At 57.7% G+C, this 16,781-nt stretch carries 17 protein-coding genes; 10 read left to right on the top strand and 7 right to left on the bottom strand.

Annotation, left to right across the window (positions count from 1 at the left end; genetic code table 11):
* Positions 1 to 995: 995 nt before the first annotated feature.
* Positions 996 to 1,235: a hypothetical protein gene (locus tag C6558_RS23890; RefSeq protein ID WP_234907961.1), complete on the bottom strand. Its 240-nt coding sequence runs from the start codon at positions 1,233 to 1,235 to the stop codon at positions 996 to 998.
* Positions 1,201 to 1,386, bottom strand: coding sequence for a hypothetical protein (locus tag C6558_RS40955; RefSeq protein WP_245449202.1), 186 nt, complete (start codon positions 1,384 to 1,386; stop codon positions 1,201 to 1,203). Before C6558_RS40955 ends, C6558_RS23890 begins: the two co-directional genes overlap by 35 nt.
* Positions 1,387 to 2,731: 1,345 nt before the next feature.
* On the opposite strand from C6558_RS40955, the gene C6558_RS23880 reads away from it, so the two are divergent.
* Complete coding sequence (locus C6558_RS23880; RefSeq protein WP_057207688.1) at positions 2,732 to 3,169, top strand: hypothetical protein; 438 nt, start codon at positions 2,732 to 2,734, stop codon at positions 3,167 to 3,169.
* Positions 3,170 to 3,381: 212 nt separating this feature from the next.
* Here C6558_RS23880 and C6558_RS23875 read toward each other — a convergent pair whose 3' ends face one another.
* Entirely contained in the window at positions 3,382 to 3,588 is a 207-nt protein-coding gene (locus C6558_RS23875) for a cold-shock protein (RefSeq protein ID WP_057207687.1), read from the bottom strand.
* A gap of 897 nt (positions 3,589 to 4,485) precedes the next feature.
* Between C6558_RS23875 and C6558_RS23870 the strand changes: the two genes are divergently transcribed.
* Together C6558_RS23870 and C6558_RS23860 are read left to right on the top strand one after the other, a co-directional pair.
* The gene (locus C6558_RS23870) at positions 4,486 to 4,668 is read left to right on the top strand and encodes a DUF3606 domain-containing protein (protein ID WP_057207686.1); all 183 of its coding nucleotides are present in this window, start codon (positions 4,486 to 4,488) and stop codon (positions 4,666 to 4,668) included.
* 2,008 nt (positions 4,669 to 6,676) lie between these two features.
* Positions 6,677 to 7,060 (top strand): hypothetical protein, encoded by a 384-nt coding sequence (locus tag C6558_RS23860; protein ID WP_107027791.1) that lies wholly within the window; start codon positions 6,677 to 6,679, stop codon positions 7,058 to 7,060.
* Between the two features lie 54 nt (positions 7,061 to 7,114).
* On the opposite strand, the gene C6558_RS41690 is transcribed toward C6558_RS23860, so the two are convergent.
* Together C6558_RS41690 and C6558_RS41685 are read right to left on the bottom strand one after the other, a co-directional pair.
* The gene (locus C6558_RS41690; protein ID WP_371412285.1) at positions 7,115 to 7,582 is read right to left on the bottom strand and encodes a hypothetical protein; all 468 of its coding nucleotides are present in this window, start codon (positions 7,580 to 7,582) and stop codon (positions 7,115 to 7,117) included.
* Positions 7,583 to 7,588: 6 nt separating this feature from the next.
* Positions 7,589 to 7,894 (bottom strand): hypothetical protein, encoded by a 306-nt coding sequence (locus C6558_RS41685; RefSeq protein ID WP_371412284.1) that lies wholly within the window; start codon positions 7,892 to 7,894, stop codon positions 7,589 to 7,591.
* A gap of 203 nt (positions 7,895 to 8,097) precedes the next feature.
* Here C6558_RS41685 and C6558_RS23850 point away from each other — a divergent pair, with 203 nt between their 5' ends.
* From C6558_RS23850 to C6558_RS23840, 3 genes are all read left to right on the top strand, one after another.
* Positions 8,098 to 8,412, top strand: coding sequence for a hypothetical protein (locus tag C6558_RS23850; RefSeq protein ID WP_057207681.1), 315 nt, complete (start codon positions 8,098 to 8,100; stop codon positions 8,410 to 8,412).
* A 353-nt stretch (positions 8,413 to 8,765) separates the two neighbouring features.
* Positions 8,766 to 9,731, top strand: a complete 966-nt coding sequence (locus tag C6558_RS23845; RefSeq protein WP_107027790.1) for a magnesium and cobalt transport protein CorA — start codon at positions 8,766 to 8,768, stop codon at positions 9,729 to 9,731.
* Between the two features lie 403 nt (positions 9,732 to 10,134).
* Positions 10,135 to 10,653 carry a DUF4334 domain-containing protein gene (locus C6558_RS23840; RefSeq protein WP_107027789.1) on the top strand — a complete coding sequence of 173 codons (519 nt, stop codon included), beginning with the start codon at positions 10,135 to 10,137 and terminating at the stop codon, positions 10,651 to 10,653.
* Between the two features lie 127 nt (positions 10,654 to 10,780).
* Here the strand turns inward: C6558_RS23840 and C6558_RS23835 are convergent, their stop codons facing one another.
* Positions 10,781 to 11,053: a DUF2188 domain-containing protein gene (locus C6558_RS23835; protein ID WP_057207678.1), complete on the bottom strand. Its 273-nt coding sequence runs from the start codon at positions 11,051 to 11,053 to the stop codon at positions 10,781 to 10,783.
* Between the two features lie 312 nt (positions 11,054 to 11,365).
* Between C6558_RS23835 and C6558_RS23830 the strand changes: the two genes are divergently transcribed.
* Together C6558_RS23830 and C6558_RS23825 are read left to right on the top strand one after the other, a co-directional pair.
* Positions 11,366 to 12,349 (top strand): L,D-transpeptidase, encoded by a 984-nt coding sequence (locus C6558_RS23830; protein ID WP_107027788.1) that lies wholly within the window; start codon positions 11,366 to 11,368, stop codon positions 12,347 to 12,349.
* Between the two features lie 672 nt (positions 12,350 to 13,021).
* Positions 13,022 to 13,903, top strand: a complete 882-nt coding sequence (locus C6558_RS23825; RefSeq protein WP_107027787.1) for an ArdC family protein — start codon at positions 13,022 to 13,024, stop codon at positions 13,901 to 13,903.
* Between the two features lie 274 nt (positions 13,904 to 14,177).
* On the opposite strand, the gene C6558_RS23820 is transcribed toward C6558_RS23825, so the two are convergent.
* Positions 14,178 to 14,651, bottom strand: a complete 474-nt coding sequence (locus C6558_RS23820) for an Lrp/AsnC family transcriptional regulator (RefSeq protein WP_057207675.1) — start codon at positions 14,649 to 14,651, stop codon at positions 14,178 to 14,180.
* Positions 14,652 to 14,809: 158 nt separating this feature from the next.
* Here C6558_RS23820 and C6558_RS23815 point away from each other — a divergent pair, with 158 nt between their 5' ends.
* Both C6558_RS23815 and C6558_RS23805 read left to right on the top strand, forming a co-directional pair.
* Positions 14,810 to 15,706, top strand: a complete 897-nt coding sequence (locus tag C6558_RS23815) for a DMT family transporter (protein WP_245449201.1) — start codon at positions 14,810 to 14,812, stop codon at positions 15,704 to 15,706.
* Between the two features lie 503 nt (positions 15,707 to 16,209).
* Complete coding sequence (locus tag C6558_RS23805) at positions 16,210 to 16,518, top strand: DUF736 domain-containing protein (RefSeq protein WP_107027786.1); 309 nt, start codon at positions 16,210 to 16,212, stop codon at positions 16,516 to 16,518.
* Positions 16,519 to 16,781: the final 263 nt, after the last annotated feature.

Raw genomic sequence — 16,781 nt, 5'->3', positions numbered from 1 at the left:
TCGATCGCACGCCTTGTCATGGTCCGTATTTGTTGCCTTCGCAATTGAGATCTTTCGACCTTCACTGTTCAGCGCGATCGGTGCTTAAGCACGAGACCGGAAAAATGGCATCGATGCGTGGGGTTCAGTATGATTGGAAGCGACTGTTGCGAGAGCCAAACATTGAACTGCCAGCACTGCGACCAACTGTTGGGCTCCGCATAATCGCACGAGCATCTCGAGATCGGCGTGCGATATGTGAAGGACTTCCACCTTGCCCCGTTTCCCTCGGGGCAAACTGCTCGTGGGGTCGAAACAACTCCGGCGCTCACCGCCGCTTTTACAGTTGCCCACGTCCGAAACCGTCCTTGGTTATGACGGCAGCAAACACAAGCGGCGGGAAATATGACGAAGGCGAGAGGCAAGTGTCTTTTCGCCAAAGGCCTGTGATGATTGGCCAGGGCCGAGGCACCGTCGCAGGAGATTGACCACGACCGGCATTTGAGCCGCATCTGTTTTTCGGGCTGCCATTGGTGTTCGAACAGTCTAGCGGATCGACCAACGCTCGACCGTGTATTAACAACTGCTTGTTTACCGGCGCGCAGTAGCCTCGACGAGAGGTTCCGTTGACAGTCACGGTTGCGTGACTGCGTGCGGAAAACGGCGACATCGCTCGCGCTATCACCGACCACTCGAACGAGTGCCAGTTGAAGAGCGACGATCTCATTTCCAAGGACATCCTGCCAATCACTCAAAGGCTCGACCGTCGAGCCGGGTCATTCGCGCTGCAAATCCGTCGCGGAAATCTTGATTGTCGTAGCGTGAGCCTTTTGAACAACCGCTTTAGGTTTCACTTGCCGGGGAAAAGCGGGGGCGTGTTCACCAGCCCTGACACTAAAAATTGCGCACAACGACCCTAGGCAATGAGTAGTATTTGCTCGGGCTCGCCTCGGGTTGGGAAGCTCAGGGCGGCCAATTCCAGCCTTTCCCTAACTCGTGACGATGGCGTGTTAAAGTCAGACCTTTCCCGAAAACGGCACCAGCTTGCTGCTTTGCCGTTCGTCAGGTCGCCTTTCCTTTCGCAGCAACTGCGGTGAGACGTTCCATTGGCGGGCGTTGTCGCCGTGCACAGTCACCGTTTTGCGGTTGCGACGGATGACGATTCCAGCCTGCGTCTGGCCGTTACTGTCTTCGAATATCACGCGCTCGCCGATCGCCAGTTCAAGCAAGGCATGCGTCGTCTTTCTTCTGCTCATGCAGAAAGTGCAGCCGGTCGACGACCGCATCGTGCAATTCGATCAGCTCTACTTCGCTCAAGGTATCAAGGTCGAACTTCTGCATGCTGGCTCCATTCATGAAGATGATTGCCTGGAACATGGGGCCAACGCAATCGCGCAGCACCAACAACCCACAAGATCCTCCGGCAATGGGAAATCCGGCGCCGTCACCGTTTCTGCCCCATGTCCTACCAGGCAAGAGCGTCCGGACGCAATTTGGCGCGTGCTAACTACATGAACTTGCTTTCAATGTACGGCGTAACAGAATGGAAAGTTCAGTTTACTTCCGCCACGCAAACTCTAATGCAGAAGGGGTCTGATTGTGGGTATGGCGAGGCGCGCTGATTTCGGATTGGAAATCCTTTGAGATTCCACTTGGCGGCCTTGCGTTTGGGTCAGAAAATTCGGCAGCAAGGCGCGGGGCTGCCATTTTCAACCCGCGCATCGCCCGGCTGTTTTCGTTGTCGGGCGACATGCAAACCTGGTCCGGTAGCGATACCTAAAACTAGTCTCTCTTCCACACATTAGGAGGGGCTGATGGGCGCGGAGGCAGTTACGAAGTTCTCGGCGGGAATGGTGCGGAAAGATGGAGTGCTCGCACCGCACGAAGTGACTGCAATGCTGCGGCTCAAGAAGCTGTGAGCAGAGGCGCATCGCGTGAATAGGAAACTGCCTGTCCATACAAGGATCCAAGCCGTTTTGGCGATCCTGTCGCCAGCATCCGATTTGCACTGCATGTGCCTATGTCGTGACCCTTTGGTGCGTATGTCCGCAGTTGAGCAAATTCCGTGGCGCTGATGCTCACAGCTGTCGAGGGAAAATCAACCCATGCGCCGCATCGATCTGGTGGCCGGATTTTCGCTACAGGTATGTCGCGCGAAAGAGTGCGGTGGCTTTGCCTTTCCAAGGATGGATTAAGCAAGCGCCCAAAAGCGCGTAGACGTAGTCCGAAAAATTGCGCCGTATGTCGAAACGGTTGATGCCCAAGTTGAAGATTTCAAGGGTACCATGCTTGGCACAATTGATGAAAGATGAAGACCCGTTGCCCGGCGGGCCCGTCAGTTTCATTCAATACCGATCGGCCGGAACCCGGCGCAGGGGTTACCTACTGGACAATCAGGGGGCGATGGGTTGCCGGTTTGGGAGAACCGATACAACGGGTGTGGCAGTTCGCGAGCAATTCGCCGGGTGTTTCGTCGGGAGTGCGGACCGTGTCCGACCAAGCCCAAAGGCGGTTCACCATCTCCAAACCTCCAATTGCGCCATGATCCCGCACGTTTCGTCGTTTCGCCCAGATCATGATGCCTCAATCGTTGTTTTGAAAGACGAGTTCAAAAACGAGCGAATTTACGCACCAAAGCTCCATTCCAGCTACGATATTGCCTGTCACCAGCATCGTGATTGGACAGCGCCAACGACTAGGAACAGGCTGGTGCTGGGCTGGCTCTCGCAACGTCGTTTGATTGGAGGCGACAATGAAGCATCACACCTTGGAGCAGTTGCAGACCATCGCGCAGATAGAGCCAATTTTCGGCGCGCGCGGGATGACACGCCGACAGCGACTGGAACGTTGGGCCGAGTTGCTAGAGCAAATTCGGCACAGGCACCTCGACACGCTTCATGAGACCGAGTTCCAGTTTAGCGACGAACGAAATGCACTGCGTAGCGACTACTCGCCGATAACGGTTGCCTTCCGCGATCCAGTGCTGCATGCGGCCGGTTTGGACAACGACACCTACGGCGAGGCGAAACGGTTCTTTGAGATCAGTGACGAGGAACTGCATGACATCGTCTGCTACTGCCACTTCGGCAGGACGGTGAGTGCGGCTGCAGCGGCTCGCCAGGTCCGAAGCTTACTCTCGGAGCGTCCGCAAAGCTTCTGGTCGGCGGTGGCTGCATTCTTTGTCGCCTAGGTGCCCTTGAACCCGATTTTTGCCAATCTATGTGGGCGCAATGGACGCCGCTGAGTTGCCTCAAGGGTGACATGGTTCTGTAACGAAAATGCGGTTGATTTGCGTTGCTGACAACGAACTTGTGCCTTGATGTCGTAGGCAGATCTGGAGTTCATTACGTCGCCTACCATTGGCCGGCGCAGCCGGCCAATGGTAAAGTTACGGGAGCCGTGTCAGGCCCGCAGGTTGTCAGCCGATGTCTTGCCTGATTTGCGGTCCTCGACGAGATCGTAGCTGATCTTTTGGCCGTCGTTCAGACCACGCATGCCTGCCCGCTCGACGGCAGACGCATGGACGAAGACGTCCGTGCCGCCATCGTCGGGCTGGATGAAGCCATAGCCCTTCGTCGAATTAAACCACTTCACGGTACCAGTCGCCATAACATTCCCCTTCGTGAGCCTTGGAACCAGGGGTTCGCATGGCGTTTGTTGCGCCATCAAAACTAATGGATCGGGCGGAGAAGGGAAGAGGGTGCTTGAAATTAAGTGTTCTGACAGGTTCCTTCGTACCCTTACCGCCGCGCGCATCTTCGTCTGTAAATTTCGCTACCTCTGTGGAAGCATCAGAGGCCGGCACGGCCTCGGGGCGGCAGTCAGCTGACTTAAGCGAGCCCGGTGAGGTTTGATTTGTTGTCTGCAGACAACGATGTCGGTTGACTGTGCAGCAAGATAGCACGCATAGGTGGTATTCAGGGGATTTGACCTGCCCCAGTACATGCGTTGTTGTCTGCAGACAACATGGGACGATGCATGAGCTCCGCTCGTCATAGCCGCCGCCAGCCGCGTAGGCACATCCCTAAGTAGGCAGCGGCGTCAAACCGCGGCGCTGTTTCGGCAACGCATGCAATTTCCCGGTGGACGAATGCCAAGGCGAAGTGCGCGTCGTGCTGCCTTGCTCCAGTGCCAACGACATTTTGGAACGGATTGGACTGCATCGTCGCGTCGCGCTGGCTGCGTTGGGTCGATGACCCGCTCCCGTTGTTGTCTGCTGACAACAACCGGGCTCAAGACTGCCGGAAGCCGGGAAACGCATTCTGGCTTATTTTTCGTTGTGCCGGCCTGGTCGGAGCTCAAAACGGGTGATCTCTCCCTAGATGCGCCCTCTTCTGGACTGCAGGTGTTGGCAAGGTGGCGACGTTGTCTGCAGACAACATGGCGCCTTCCGTTTCACCAAGTGTCCGTTACGGCGGCCCAGCGGCTATCACCCCGTGTGGGCAATTTGGAAGATATGGAACCTGGGATTCTCGTCTGCGTTGATCGTTAGGAAGGAGATCCTAGATGCAAGATGACAAGACGAAGACAACCAGCCCTCGCCGACTCGCGGCAGGTAGCCAGAAATATGAAGTCGGCTATTTCGCAAAAAAACACGGGATCAAGGAGAGTGACGCCCGGCGTATCATCAAGCAGCATGGTGGCGATCGCGACGCTGCTGATAGAGCCGCCAATCGGCTGCGGGGATAGTTGGGCATATGTTCGTCGCTGCTGTTGACGCAGGGTGGGAGCAATTACTCGCGTCAACCCAGTGAGTGACAATGTGCCCATGGGCACCGCGGTGGATCGCGTTAGCTTCTGCATCTGGAGCGGTATTTGTCGTTGCCTTCTGAGGTCATAGCGTGTTGCCGCGCTACATCGGTTGGCGCCATGGGACCCGGGCGAGCCACCGGAGTTTGAAGCCCTATCGCGGTAAGGCTGGTATGCGGCCGGCATAAAAAGTGCCCGCGATGGGACATATTTCAATGCGAGCCTGCTGTTCGGGACAAGATGGGATGAGCGCGACTCTACCGAGCGATCGATTCATTAAGCGTTGCCAATTGGAGCATTGGCGGGGATATCGCCTCCCGGGTCGACTGTACTGAATGCGTATTGTTGGCTTCGGTCTTCCAATCGTCGCTTTCGTGAAGACGTGCCATTCTATACGATCGGCGTGATGCTCATGCCGGCATCGCAACGAACCTGCGGTACGCGATGGGAATTTCTTGTCAGGCTAACAGGATTGGATAAGGCCGTACAGGCCGGGCTACTTCGCATGGCAACCTGGGCACCGACACACGCAGCAAGTTGGGATGATTGCCATGGCTGGGACCCAGTCGATTGCCGTTGAAGGGGTCTGTGTACGGGCGTCGCCTACCAAATCTTTCAGCTTCCAGATTTTGTAATTGCGGACCATGCTCGAGAAGCGGCCCAGTTCGGCACCAATTGCCGATCCTGCTTCGAGCGATATTCTTCTCGTCGATCGTGCATCGGGCGATCGCCGGTTCAACCTCGGTCGTCGGGTAACGCTTAGGACGCCGGCCAAAACTTGCGACATTACGATTCTACATTACCCGGATTCAGTGTTGGAGTTGGTATCATATCAAGTTGACTCACACGGTAATGCCTTTGACATAGAGTTGACGGAGGCTAGAATGCCTATACCGGCGCGCCCAAGCGGCGCGAATGGCATGATAAATCACCCCGAGCAGTCGATCCTATCCGACCGAGCGCAACGCTTGCAACGCCAAGAGTGACGGAAGGGAATGACCGATTGGCTTCTGATTGCCAGAACTCTGCAGCATATTCAATTAGTTAACAATCACTGGTTTCGACTAGGGATGCGACAAGAACCAAGCGGCGGCCGCCATGACGCCCACAGCCGTCAGGCACAATTGGGCGAGAGGCCAAGTCCGTTGGACAAACGCTTGAGGTGCAAGCCGAGCGAGGCTTGACTCCCGACTCCACCATCTCCGCCGGCAATCACCACCATTTGTCGTAATAGCCGCGCCAGCTCCCCACCACCTGATGTGAAGGATGCTTGGTTCGCGTAGCGCGCGGCGCCTCGAACCCATAGAAAGGATGTGCGCCGTCCATGGTCCGGTGCTGAGACGGTTGCTACGTGGGAATTTTTATCTCAGAACCTGTAGACCGTCAGGGTTCCAGCTCTCGGCTCGAATCGGTCCAATCCGCCCCCTTCGGGTGGCGCCACTGGCGGCCCGGCCCGATTTGCAAGTGGGCCGATCGTTCGCTTACGAGACCGATATGTGCTTATATCGACAACTTGTCTTTGGTTTGCTTTAATTACGCAATCACAACGTGGGGGCTTCTATGGCTTGGGACGGTTGGAACAGAGATGGCGATGGATGTGTCAGGATATCTGCAGTCCTGGCGTGGAAAAGTGCAGCACTGCTAGGCGAAAATGCCGATATCGGCTTGCGGATTGAGTTCTCGGACGAACCGGCATCGCACCACGTCAGCGCGCTTCAGTTCGGCCTGACAGCGGCGCAAGCGAGAGCCTTGAGCGCCGATCTGGCAGCTCATGCCGATAAACTGGAAGCGCAGCAATTCGGCATAGCCACATCGATGGGAGATCGACAGCACGCCAGTTGACGCGATGCCTGAGCGGCGCGCACGGCATGTTGTCGGTCTGCAAGCGCTCCCATGCGCGCTGATGCGTTCGTACTCTGCCATAACCTTCGTCGAGAGGAGAAACCGTATGTTCAGTGAGGTCCAAGGTGAGGTCGAGGCCGCTGGTGAACTTGGTACTCGTTGGCTGGAGCCACAATCAATCGCTGTCGAGATTCTGCATCCTTCGTTGCTCACGGCGCTTGAGCAACGCAACGACGTGGCGGATTTTCAAGGCTTCCTGGCCCGTGTCTATGAAATGCCGGGAGATACCCAAAACGGCTTCTTTCATATCGCCGTCAATCCTACGATATCCGAGGCTGCAGGCCTCCATACCGTCAGCTTGATCATGGGCGAAAGGTATGCGGAAGACATTGAGCTTGCCATCGGTCCGATCTGGCTCGATGCAGGTGACGAAAATGAAGCGGCGGCCGAACTCTACGCAATCTTGAAGGATGTCGGCCGGCTCGCCTGACCTGAGGGAAACACAGACCTTCGGGGTTCGCGGCGATTGGCCCGCAAAGCGAATCTATGCGCCTGCGACACCGATAGTGTAGCTTGCTTGCAGAATGCCGATTTCGAGCCGTTCGACGTCGAAGATGAATTCCGACGCCTCCGCCGCAGAAAAAACGCTGTCGCTGCCGTTCATCGTATCGCGCTGCGGGCGCGCTGCATAATCGGGGTGGCCTTGACAGACGATATCGCTGAGCGGTTCGTCGAACAGGAGTTGCGTGACCAGCAACTCCATGCCCTCAATCACGATACGCAGATGGACATGGACGGTACGGCCACTGTACCAGCCAGGATAAATGCTGAGAAAATTCACACGGCCCTCGGCGTCGCTGATCTGCCTGCCCCGCAAAAACGCGAGGCTGCTGGCGTCTTGATCGTCCGCGTTGCACATCCCTGCCGCGCGCCCGGAATAAACGCCGCGCGTATCGGCATGCCAAATCTCGACGTCTGCACCTTTTATCGGGTTGCAATCCTCGGACCGCAAAAGGCGCTAGCTGATGCGGGTGGGCAGTCCGTTGACGCCTTCCGTCACGTCGGGTCGGATGGGAACGTCATTGGTATGGCAGGGACCGAGGGTCTGCGCGAGGGTGGTGACGCATTGGGGCTGTTCGCGAAACACCGGATCGGGCAAGTCAGCGGGTACTCCAGCCGTCCCGCCGGCTCGCAGCCCCGAGGCGGTCCAGTCGATGCTGTCACGCGACACCGCATCGCCGCCGCCGCTCCTGCCGGCCAGCAGAGCAACGTTTGCTCCTGCCAGAAGGGCTCCTGCTCCAAGAATGATGGTACGTCTTCTCATCGCCTGGCCGTTCCCAAAGTTCGCAACAAAGACGCCCCCTGCACACCAATAGAACAACAGCGACAGTGAGCAAAATTACGTTTTCGTCACACGACGCGTTTCGCGCCAGTACTTGTCACCAGTATGTCAAAGTTAATTGTGTGAGGGCGCCCCTTAAGATCAGCATGGCGAGCTATGACGTCGGAACCGAACAGGATGTCTGAATGCCCGATTGGCGCGCCGTAATCCTTGAGCAGGCAGAGATCGCCATGGCGGTCGAGAGAGTTGTACTGCAGGCCCTGTCACGCGAGCAGCTTGCCAAGGCAGAAGCGCTGCACCTGTGGTCACGGGTTGGGGAACTTTGCGTCAAGGCGCAAACCGTCGGCGACGAAATGGAAGACGGCAACGCGGATCTCGAGGCGATCAAGGATTTCGAGGCGATCGAGGACATGTATCGCGCGCTTCATGCCTCGCTCGACGCGCGCCTGGTGATGATGGCAGGGCTCGGCCCGCTGGTGTGCTCTGACGGACTTCACTGAAGGTCGAGCGCATATCCAGTCGGCGAAAGCACAGAAACTTGTCTTTTGCCGGCTACAGACTCTACTGCAACGGAGGCTCACCATGTCGCTATGGGTGAGCAGCGTTTGGCCGTGTAGTCAGCCGATTCGGTGCGGACCGCGGATAGTTGGCCGTGCCGACCGCGGTCGGTTGTGCACGAAGGCAGTTGCTCTTACTGCAGTCGGTGGGTATGCCGATGCGTTGGAAGCAGGTCGGATCTCGTTGCTTTGTTGCCAATAACCGACCGGAACGCCGCTCTTGTCGCACCGTTCCCTGTCCCAGGCACCAATCTCAACGGGCCCTTTTCCGGCCCCCCGCAATATGGATCGAACTGATGAGTGTCGTCGCGTCGTATTTGTATCGCAACGGAAAGCGTGCGGATACGCTCGAGCTTTCCGGACAAGCGCGGGTAATGGATGAAAGCGAATTCGCCTGGATAGGGCTTCACGACCCGACGCCGGAGGAAATGACGGCAGTTGCCGCGGCATTCGGGCTTCACCCACTTGCCGTTGAAGATGCGCTCAATGGAAATCAGATCGCCAAGGTGGAGGTCTACGGCGAGCAACTGTTCGTAATTGCCAAGACTGCCCATCTGGAGAAGGACAAGATCGTCTACGGTGAGACGGCGATCTTTGTCGGCAGACACCACATCATCACAGTCCGGCAGGGCTCGGCACGCAGTCACACAGAGTTGAGAGCACAGCTCGAGGCATCGCCGCAATTGCTGGCGCGAGGGACCGACTATGTCCTTCATGCGGTCATCGATTTCATTGTCGACGGCTACCTGCCGATCGTTCAAACGATCGAGGACAAGGTTCTCGGCATGGAAAAACACATGCTTGTAGCCTTTCTAGAGCGGGATGAAATCAGGCGAATTTTCCGGCTGCGGCGGCAGGTCATCCTGTTCCAACGCATTCTCGGTCCCATGTCGGAAGTCGCCAGCAAACTGGTTCATCTGGAACTTCCGTGCGTCGACGATAACGCCAGACCATATTTCCGCGACGTGCTGGATCATGTCAGACGCGTCGAAGGCATGGTTGCGGGTTTGCGCGAGGTCATCACATCTGTGTTTGAAGCCAGTAACCTGCTCGAACAACAGAGACAAGGAACGATCACGCGACAGCTGGCTGCATGGGCTGCGATCCTTGCGGTGCCTACCGCTATTGCGGGCATTTACGGCATGAACTTCAAACACATGCCCGAACTCGACACGCTCTATGGCTACTACGTGGTTCTCGGGGCGATCGTCTTTCTCTGTGTGGTGCTCTTCTTGCGCTTCCGCAAGGCTGGGTGGCTTTAGCACAACGAGCGCTGCGTCAGCCTGCGTGGGAGAGGCCCTGGTGGGGGGAGCGTAGTCGTTGAGGGAGCAGAGGATCGACGCCTGGACCATGGAGGTACGCCTTTGGCGCCTGTTGGTTATCCTTCGGCGCGCTGGTATCATCGAAAGCACGCGCCGGCCGTTAAGGCAGAGAACCACGCGCGCCGGTTAGGGACGGGAACAATTTTGATGTGCCGCGCTTTCAGTAGTGCACGCGCAAAAACGATCCAGAACTTAATCCCTCCGGATCGTGTGCAAGATGAGCGACCCTTCTTGGAGGTCATCTTTTATGGTTCACGGCTAGCACCCGACAGAAGGTAACCTGTGACCATGAAACCACGCACTCGTGTATCCTGTGATAGAATGTCTCTGCCAACAAAATGCTATGGTTGATCTCTCGCCGATTACCACCGTGGAAGCCCTCGAACGCTTTCGCGAACTCCCACCCGCCTATAGGCGCGAACTCGCTGGCCTGTGGCGCGGCTCTGGATTGCCAACAGGCCATCCCTTGGATGGGGTTCTTGAAAACCTCGGCTGGTTTGGCAAGCGCTTTCATCCGAACCTTCGCGCCGATGCACTTCTGTTTCAGTTCGGTCCCAATCGACTGGTCGCGCTCGATCCGGCCTATATCCCGCTGGGATTGACATTGCGCCTGGGGTCAATCGGGCGCACCCGCTTGGCTCGTCATTGTTTTCGATTCCTGCAACGCCCCCTGCGGGCGTGTGGGCCAACCGCTACCCTCGAGATGCAGGACTTCGAAGGAATACGTTCAGCAGCCATGGTCTATGACCGGCAGCCAATCACGGACCGATTTCGACGGATCGGCGACGATCAGTTGTTTGGAATGATGTCGGCCCACCGTGACCCTCGGCCCTATTTCTTCATCCTGACGCGTCAGGAATAGCGCTGCCGCCGGCATCGTGTGTTGGGAACACACATGATGAAGCAGATGTCCAGCGTACTCAAGTTCTTAGCCGGCTATCCGCATAGCTTCGATGGGCGCTAAATATTTATGCCGCTGGTTCCACCAGCTATGAGGTTTCGTGCCCCGTTGGATGGTTGCCGTCATCGACGACTTCGGTGTCGGGCCGATCTTCGCCGTCAGCATGTTCCTGGTGCCAATGCCCGGTTCGGTCTTGATACTCGATTTCCGCGTCTTTCCCCGCGCTTTGGTGTTCTTGAGCGGCTATGCGCGCGGCTTCAAGAGCATCGTCATGAGAGGGGAAAGTTTCCGAGAAGACATCGCCCGACTTGTACGCCCAACCACCGTCATGGGGGACAACCTCGTATCTCGCTTTCGTCATATACACCTCCGATGCAAGAATTCCGGTTTGACGACCCTAGGCTGTTTTTCTGCAACCCCATGGCTCCCGCCTAAACGTATGCGCGGTGTTTCAACAGCCGCAATGAGCGTCCCGAACCGGGCATGTCAGATCCCATATAGGGTGCCGAGATCATGTTTGTACCGCATCCAGAGCCTTCCACGGCACGCCGGCACACCCATCACCAATCTGCAAGGTGCAGATCACTCGCATGTCCAAGACTTCCAATCGATATCTTCCCGGCACCCGGGGCGTCGATTTGGAACAATACATGTCGACACTCGTTGGAAGGCCATGAACAGAAATGAATTTGTCGCAGCACTTACGATATCAACACTGATCTGCGGCCCCGCCATGAGTTTCGAACTTTTGCCAGAGACAATCAATACGGCGTCGCTCGATTCTATTCCAACAACCGAAACGTCATCGGCGCGTCCGGACAACCCGGATCCTGCCACTGTGCAACTTCAGGTGCTTTTGGACCGTGCCGGCGCCTCCCCAGGCGTAATCGACGGGTATTTCGGGGAGAATGTCAGCAAAGCGATCGCAGGCTTTGAGGCGATGAATGGGCTACCCTCCGACGGCAAGCTCGATCCGGAAGTTATCGCTCGTCTTAACAACAATGCCCCGGTCGTTCAGAGCTACAACATCACCGCGGCAGATACGACCGGCCTGGTTCAATCGATCCCGGCGGACTATGGTGAAAAAGCCCGGATGGATCACCTCGGTTATACGAGCGTGGCGGAGAAGTTGTCCGAGCGCTTTCATATGGACATCGACCTGATCACGACGCTCAACCCGCAAGCGTCCTTTGCCGCCGGAGAAACGATATCGGTAACGATGCCAGGCCCGCCCAAGACCGGGAAGGTCAAACGGATCGAGGCCAACAGACGAACGGCACATCTCTATGCCTATGGTGAAGACGGCACCCTATTGGCAGTCTATCCAGCAACCATCGGCAGTTCCGAGACACCTGCACCGTCGGGTAAGCACAAAGTCAAGGGCGTGGCGCGAATGCCTACCTATGTCTACAACCCCAAGATCAACTTCAAGCAGGGCGACAACAGGAAAATTCTGACAATACCCAGTGGGCCAAATGGGCCAGTTGGCACCGTATGGATCGATCTTTCGAAGCCGACGTACGGCATCCACGGGACACCGGAGCCTGCCCTTATCGATAAGGTCGGTTCGCATGGCTGCGTGCGCCTTGCAAACTGGGATGTAGAGGAATTGGCCGCGATGGTCGAACCAGGCGTCTCTGTTGAATTTGTGGAGTAACTTCCGACATTGAAGTGCGACCGCATGGATTGGCCTGCGCACCTCCCCGTTTAACGGAAAGCAACCGGCTCTTGATCCGGTATCAACTGTCGAGCGCTCAATAGGCGATCAAGCGGAGGTAGCTCACGCTGTTCTGATCCCCACGCCACCATTCACGCGATTGGCTCGGGGACGCCAGCCTTTCTCGTCGCCATCCTGAGCATAAACACCCTCCGGCGGCCGCAGCGGCTTCATCCTCTACCGGCACTTGCGCGCCCCCTCCCCCGCCGCGTCGCAACCAATCATGGGGTTTCGCCCTGACAATGCGCCCGACCACCACCAGGTGCGCCATTGCGCACGTGGCCTGCAGAAATCCGCAGCAACTGTCACCTCAATGCGCATTCGTGGGCCTGACCCGACCGGCTTTGCCTCTTCCGGTTATCCTCACGCGATCCGCAAGCCCGCAGACGAGGGCGACGGAGCCCGGCAATAATCCTGCGATCGCGCGGGGCATGGCAATCGGCTCTTCCAGGGACCGGCGCGGCGTAGGGGAGCAGGCTGCTACAGGCCGCGGTGCAAGCAAGGGCAAGCCCTCCTTCACGTCCGTTTCGGCCCTGCGGGTGCATGCGCCTCTTATGGCCTTGCGCTGCTGGAAGCTCCCGCCGCTCAGGCGGTCCAGAAAGGAGCCACACCATGCACACCAAGCGCGACACCTATCAGATCATCACCGACACCATTCTCCAAGCCCTCGAAACCTGCGGACCCTGCGAGCGTCCCTGGGTCGGCCCGTCGCTGACCATGCCGGTCAACGCCGTGTCAGGTCACGAATACCGCGGCACCAACGTCGTCATGCTGTGGGTCGCCGCAAAGGAGGCCGGCTACGCGGAAAATCAATGGGCGACCTTCAAGCAGTGGTCCGAAAACGGCGCAAGCGTCCGCAAGGGCGAAAAAGGCACCCCGGTTATCTGGTTCAAAATGCTCGAGCGCCAGGGCGACGAAGTCGGCGATATCGACGCCGAAGACGAGAATGGCCGCCGCATTCCCTGTGCCCGTCTCAGCTGGGTGTTCAACGTCGCTCAGCTCGATGGCTACCAACCCGAGAAGGCTCGCGCGCCCGAGCACAATCAGGTGTCCCCGATCGAAACGGTCGATGCCCTCATCACTGCGAGTGGCGCGAAAATCCGCCACGAAGGCGCAAACGCCTTCTACCGGCCCAGCACCGACGAAATCGTGCTGCCGCCGCAACACCTGTTCACCGGCACGTCCACCAGCAGCGCCACCGAGGCATTTTACGGCGTCGTCCTGCACGAGCTGACCCACTGGAGTGGACCACGGCTCAAGCGCGAATTTGGCAAGCGCTTTGGCGATGATGCCTATGCCGCCGAAGAGCTGGTTGCCGAACTGGGCGCAGCGTTCCTCTGCGCCCGCCTGGGCGTTTCGGCCGAGCCTCGCGCCGATCATGCCAAGTATCTTGCCAGCTGGATCAAGATCCTGAAGGGCGACCGCAAGGCGTTCATCACCGCCGCCAGCAAAGCGTCCGAGGCCAGCGATTACCTGCTGGCTCTCCCAGACTGAAAGGAAGCGAAGGAGCGAGCTACCAGCGCGTCTTTAGACGCGCAAAGGTCGCTACAGCAGAGGCCGCCTCCTTCGCTAATTTTCGCTGCGTGGGGCCCCGCCAAGAACGGTTGGACATTTTGGTGCAGTTTGTCGGTCTACTGTCGAGGTCCATAAACAGCCGCTCAGACAAGCGCACCAATTGGAAGGGTTGGGACCGCAGTTCATCGGCACTCGCGCGATTTGCCCTGCTCGATGCTGGCCAGTTTCTAGTTGGAGGTCCTGCGTTAAAGCCTCAAATCGGCAAAAGGGCATCAGGCTTTACATCTGCAACGGATGCGTAGGTATGGGTCTCCCTTACACCGGGTAAAGGCAATATCACCCGCTCCAGAAAGTCCTGAAACATCGTCATGTCGGCAATTCTCGCTTTGACGAGATAGTCGAAGCCGCCGATGACCATGTGGCATTCCAGAACTTCCGATGCATTTGAGATTGCCTCGGCGAACCGCTCGAAAATGTGCGGAGCAGTGTGATCGAGGCGGACCTGAATGAACACCACTGTTCCCCGGCCAACCTTCTGCGGATCAAGGATCGCCCTGACGGATTTTACATAACCCTCCCGGAACAGACGTTTGAGGCGCTGGCTCGCCCCGGTCGGCGACAAGCCGACCCGGCTCGCCAGTTCGAGCGTGGTACGGCGGCCGTCTTCCTGCAGCAGCCTCAGCAGGTTGCGGTCGATTGCGTCGAGTTCGGCAGCTTCGTGTTTCACGCAGTTTGATCCATAATCGAGTTATACTCACTTCAAAATCACGAAATTAATATATTCAGACACGCACGCTTGAGCAATACGATGTGATCGTTGTTTCCCGGTACATTCGGTCGCCTGCCAATGGCCAGGCCGGGTCCCCTGCCCTTATGGAGGCAAGAGTGCGTATTTCGATCCTCGCAGACAGTGACGGCAGCAAGCGGATGGCTATTTTAGCAGGGGCAGCATTCGTCGCGATTACCACCGTGCAATTCGTGGCCGCCCGCTTCAGCTTGCGCGAACATCTGACCGCCGCCGATATCGTCGGCTTGCGGTTTGCTGGCGCTCTTTTCGTCTTCTTGCCGGTGTTATGGAAGACCGGCACGGCAAAGCTGAGGCTGTTAGGCTGGCGCAAAGCCGGTCTGCTGGCACTGCTGGTGGGATTGCCTTACACCCTGATCATCAATCAGGGGCTTACCCACGCCCCGGCCGCCCATGCTGCAGCCCTGTCTCCCGCGTCCATCGTCTTCTTCTCGTTCTTGCTCTCGCGCCTCGTGTTCAAGGACAAGGTTTCCCGCGCGCGCATCATCGGCATGGTCGCGATCATCGGCGGACTGCTTCTGTTCGTTTCCCCCGCAGCCCTCAAGACAGGCGACACCCTGCCCGGCGATCTGCTCTTTGCGGGATCGGGGATCATGTTCGCGCTCTATGCGGTGCTGGTGAGGTTCTGGTCCGTCGACGCGATAACGGCGGCGATCGCAGGAGTCCTCTTCTCCTGCTTGCCGCTACCCCTGTTGTACACCGCAGCGCCGAGTGGTCTTGCAGCTGCGTCCGTAGCGGAGATCGCGATGCAATTCGTGATCCAGGGCATTCTTGCCGGCGCGGTTGCGATCGTTCTCTACACTTATACGGTTCATCAACTTGGCCCGCGAGAGGCCTCGCTGTTCATGCCGTGCATTCCAGTGACGACGTCTGTGGTCGGGATGGCAGTGCTCGAGGAAATGCTGAGCCTTCCCCAGTTCGTTGCTATCGCTGCCATTACATTTGGAATGGTGTTCCCAATGCTACAAAAATCCTGAACTTCGCGGCAAGTTCACTGGCGTGGGCCATCGATAATCGACTTTGCCTGACATCACCTCCCTCCAGGCGACCAGTCGCGACTGAACGTTTTCGTTAGGCCGGTTGGATGCAACCGTCCCATCAGGTGTTAGATACCGTACTCGCGGAACATCGCGGCCTGCGGAAATGGATTGAACCTACGACACCGATCGGGAGGCTCCATTCGTCAGAGGTGCGATTGCCATGTCCCTCTCACCCGCTGTTGACAGCGCTCCCTCGGCGGGCTCGATGAGGCGTGTCTGACCGAAGATTGGCTGCGCCTCGATCGTCCTTCCGCAACGGCAAGTCGGCGTTTTCTTACCCCTGTCAGCTGCGCCGCCATTCCTCGCGCACTAACAAAACTGCGACTTGCCGCCCTCCATTCCATTGCGGCCCTATGGGTGCGGACCAATCGTCCCCGGTCCTTGCGACAGCCATCGAGGCCGCAATGGTGCGGCCCGACACAGCGAAAAGGAACACGACAATGGCAACCATTGGCACCTTCACCTCCACCGAAAACGGCTTCAACGGCTCAATCCGCACCCTCGCACTCAACCTCAAGGCTCGCATTGCCAGGGTCGAGAACCCCTCCGACAAGGGGCCGCATTTCCGCATCTACGCCGGTAACGTCGAACTGGGCGCGGCCTGGCAGAAGACCTCCGATCAGGGCCGCGACTATCTTTCGGTGAAGCTCGACGACCCGAGCTTCTCAGCCCCGATCTACGCAACACTTGCAGAGTTCGAAGGTGAAGTTGACCTCAAGCTCATCTGGTCGCGGTTGAACCGGGACTGAGACTTAGATCATGGCCCCGCTATATCAGCGGGGCCTACCTCGTCGAATACGACATCTGCAGCAATGCTGTATCCATTGGAAAGAGACCCCGAAGCAGCACGGCAACATCGCCGTAGACTCTAGATCGTCTGCCCAGAACAGCTTTCCGCGTTTAAAAAAGGGGCCCATCCCCTTTTCCGTTCCTCGGGCGGGCGATTGGCAACGAGCGCGTCGGTCGCCTGCCTCACCTCGGATCGCGTTGTTCATCGGTCGCAGCCTCACGA

It is taken from the genome of Ensifer sp. NM-2 (assembly GCF_003024455.1).
Lineage (GTDB): Bacteria > Pseudomonadota > Alphaproteobacteria > Rhizobiales > Rhizobiaceae > Ensifer > Ensifer canadensis.
Note: the sequence above shows the minus strand (reverse complement) of the source record. Positions and strands in the feature narration are given on the sequence as shown.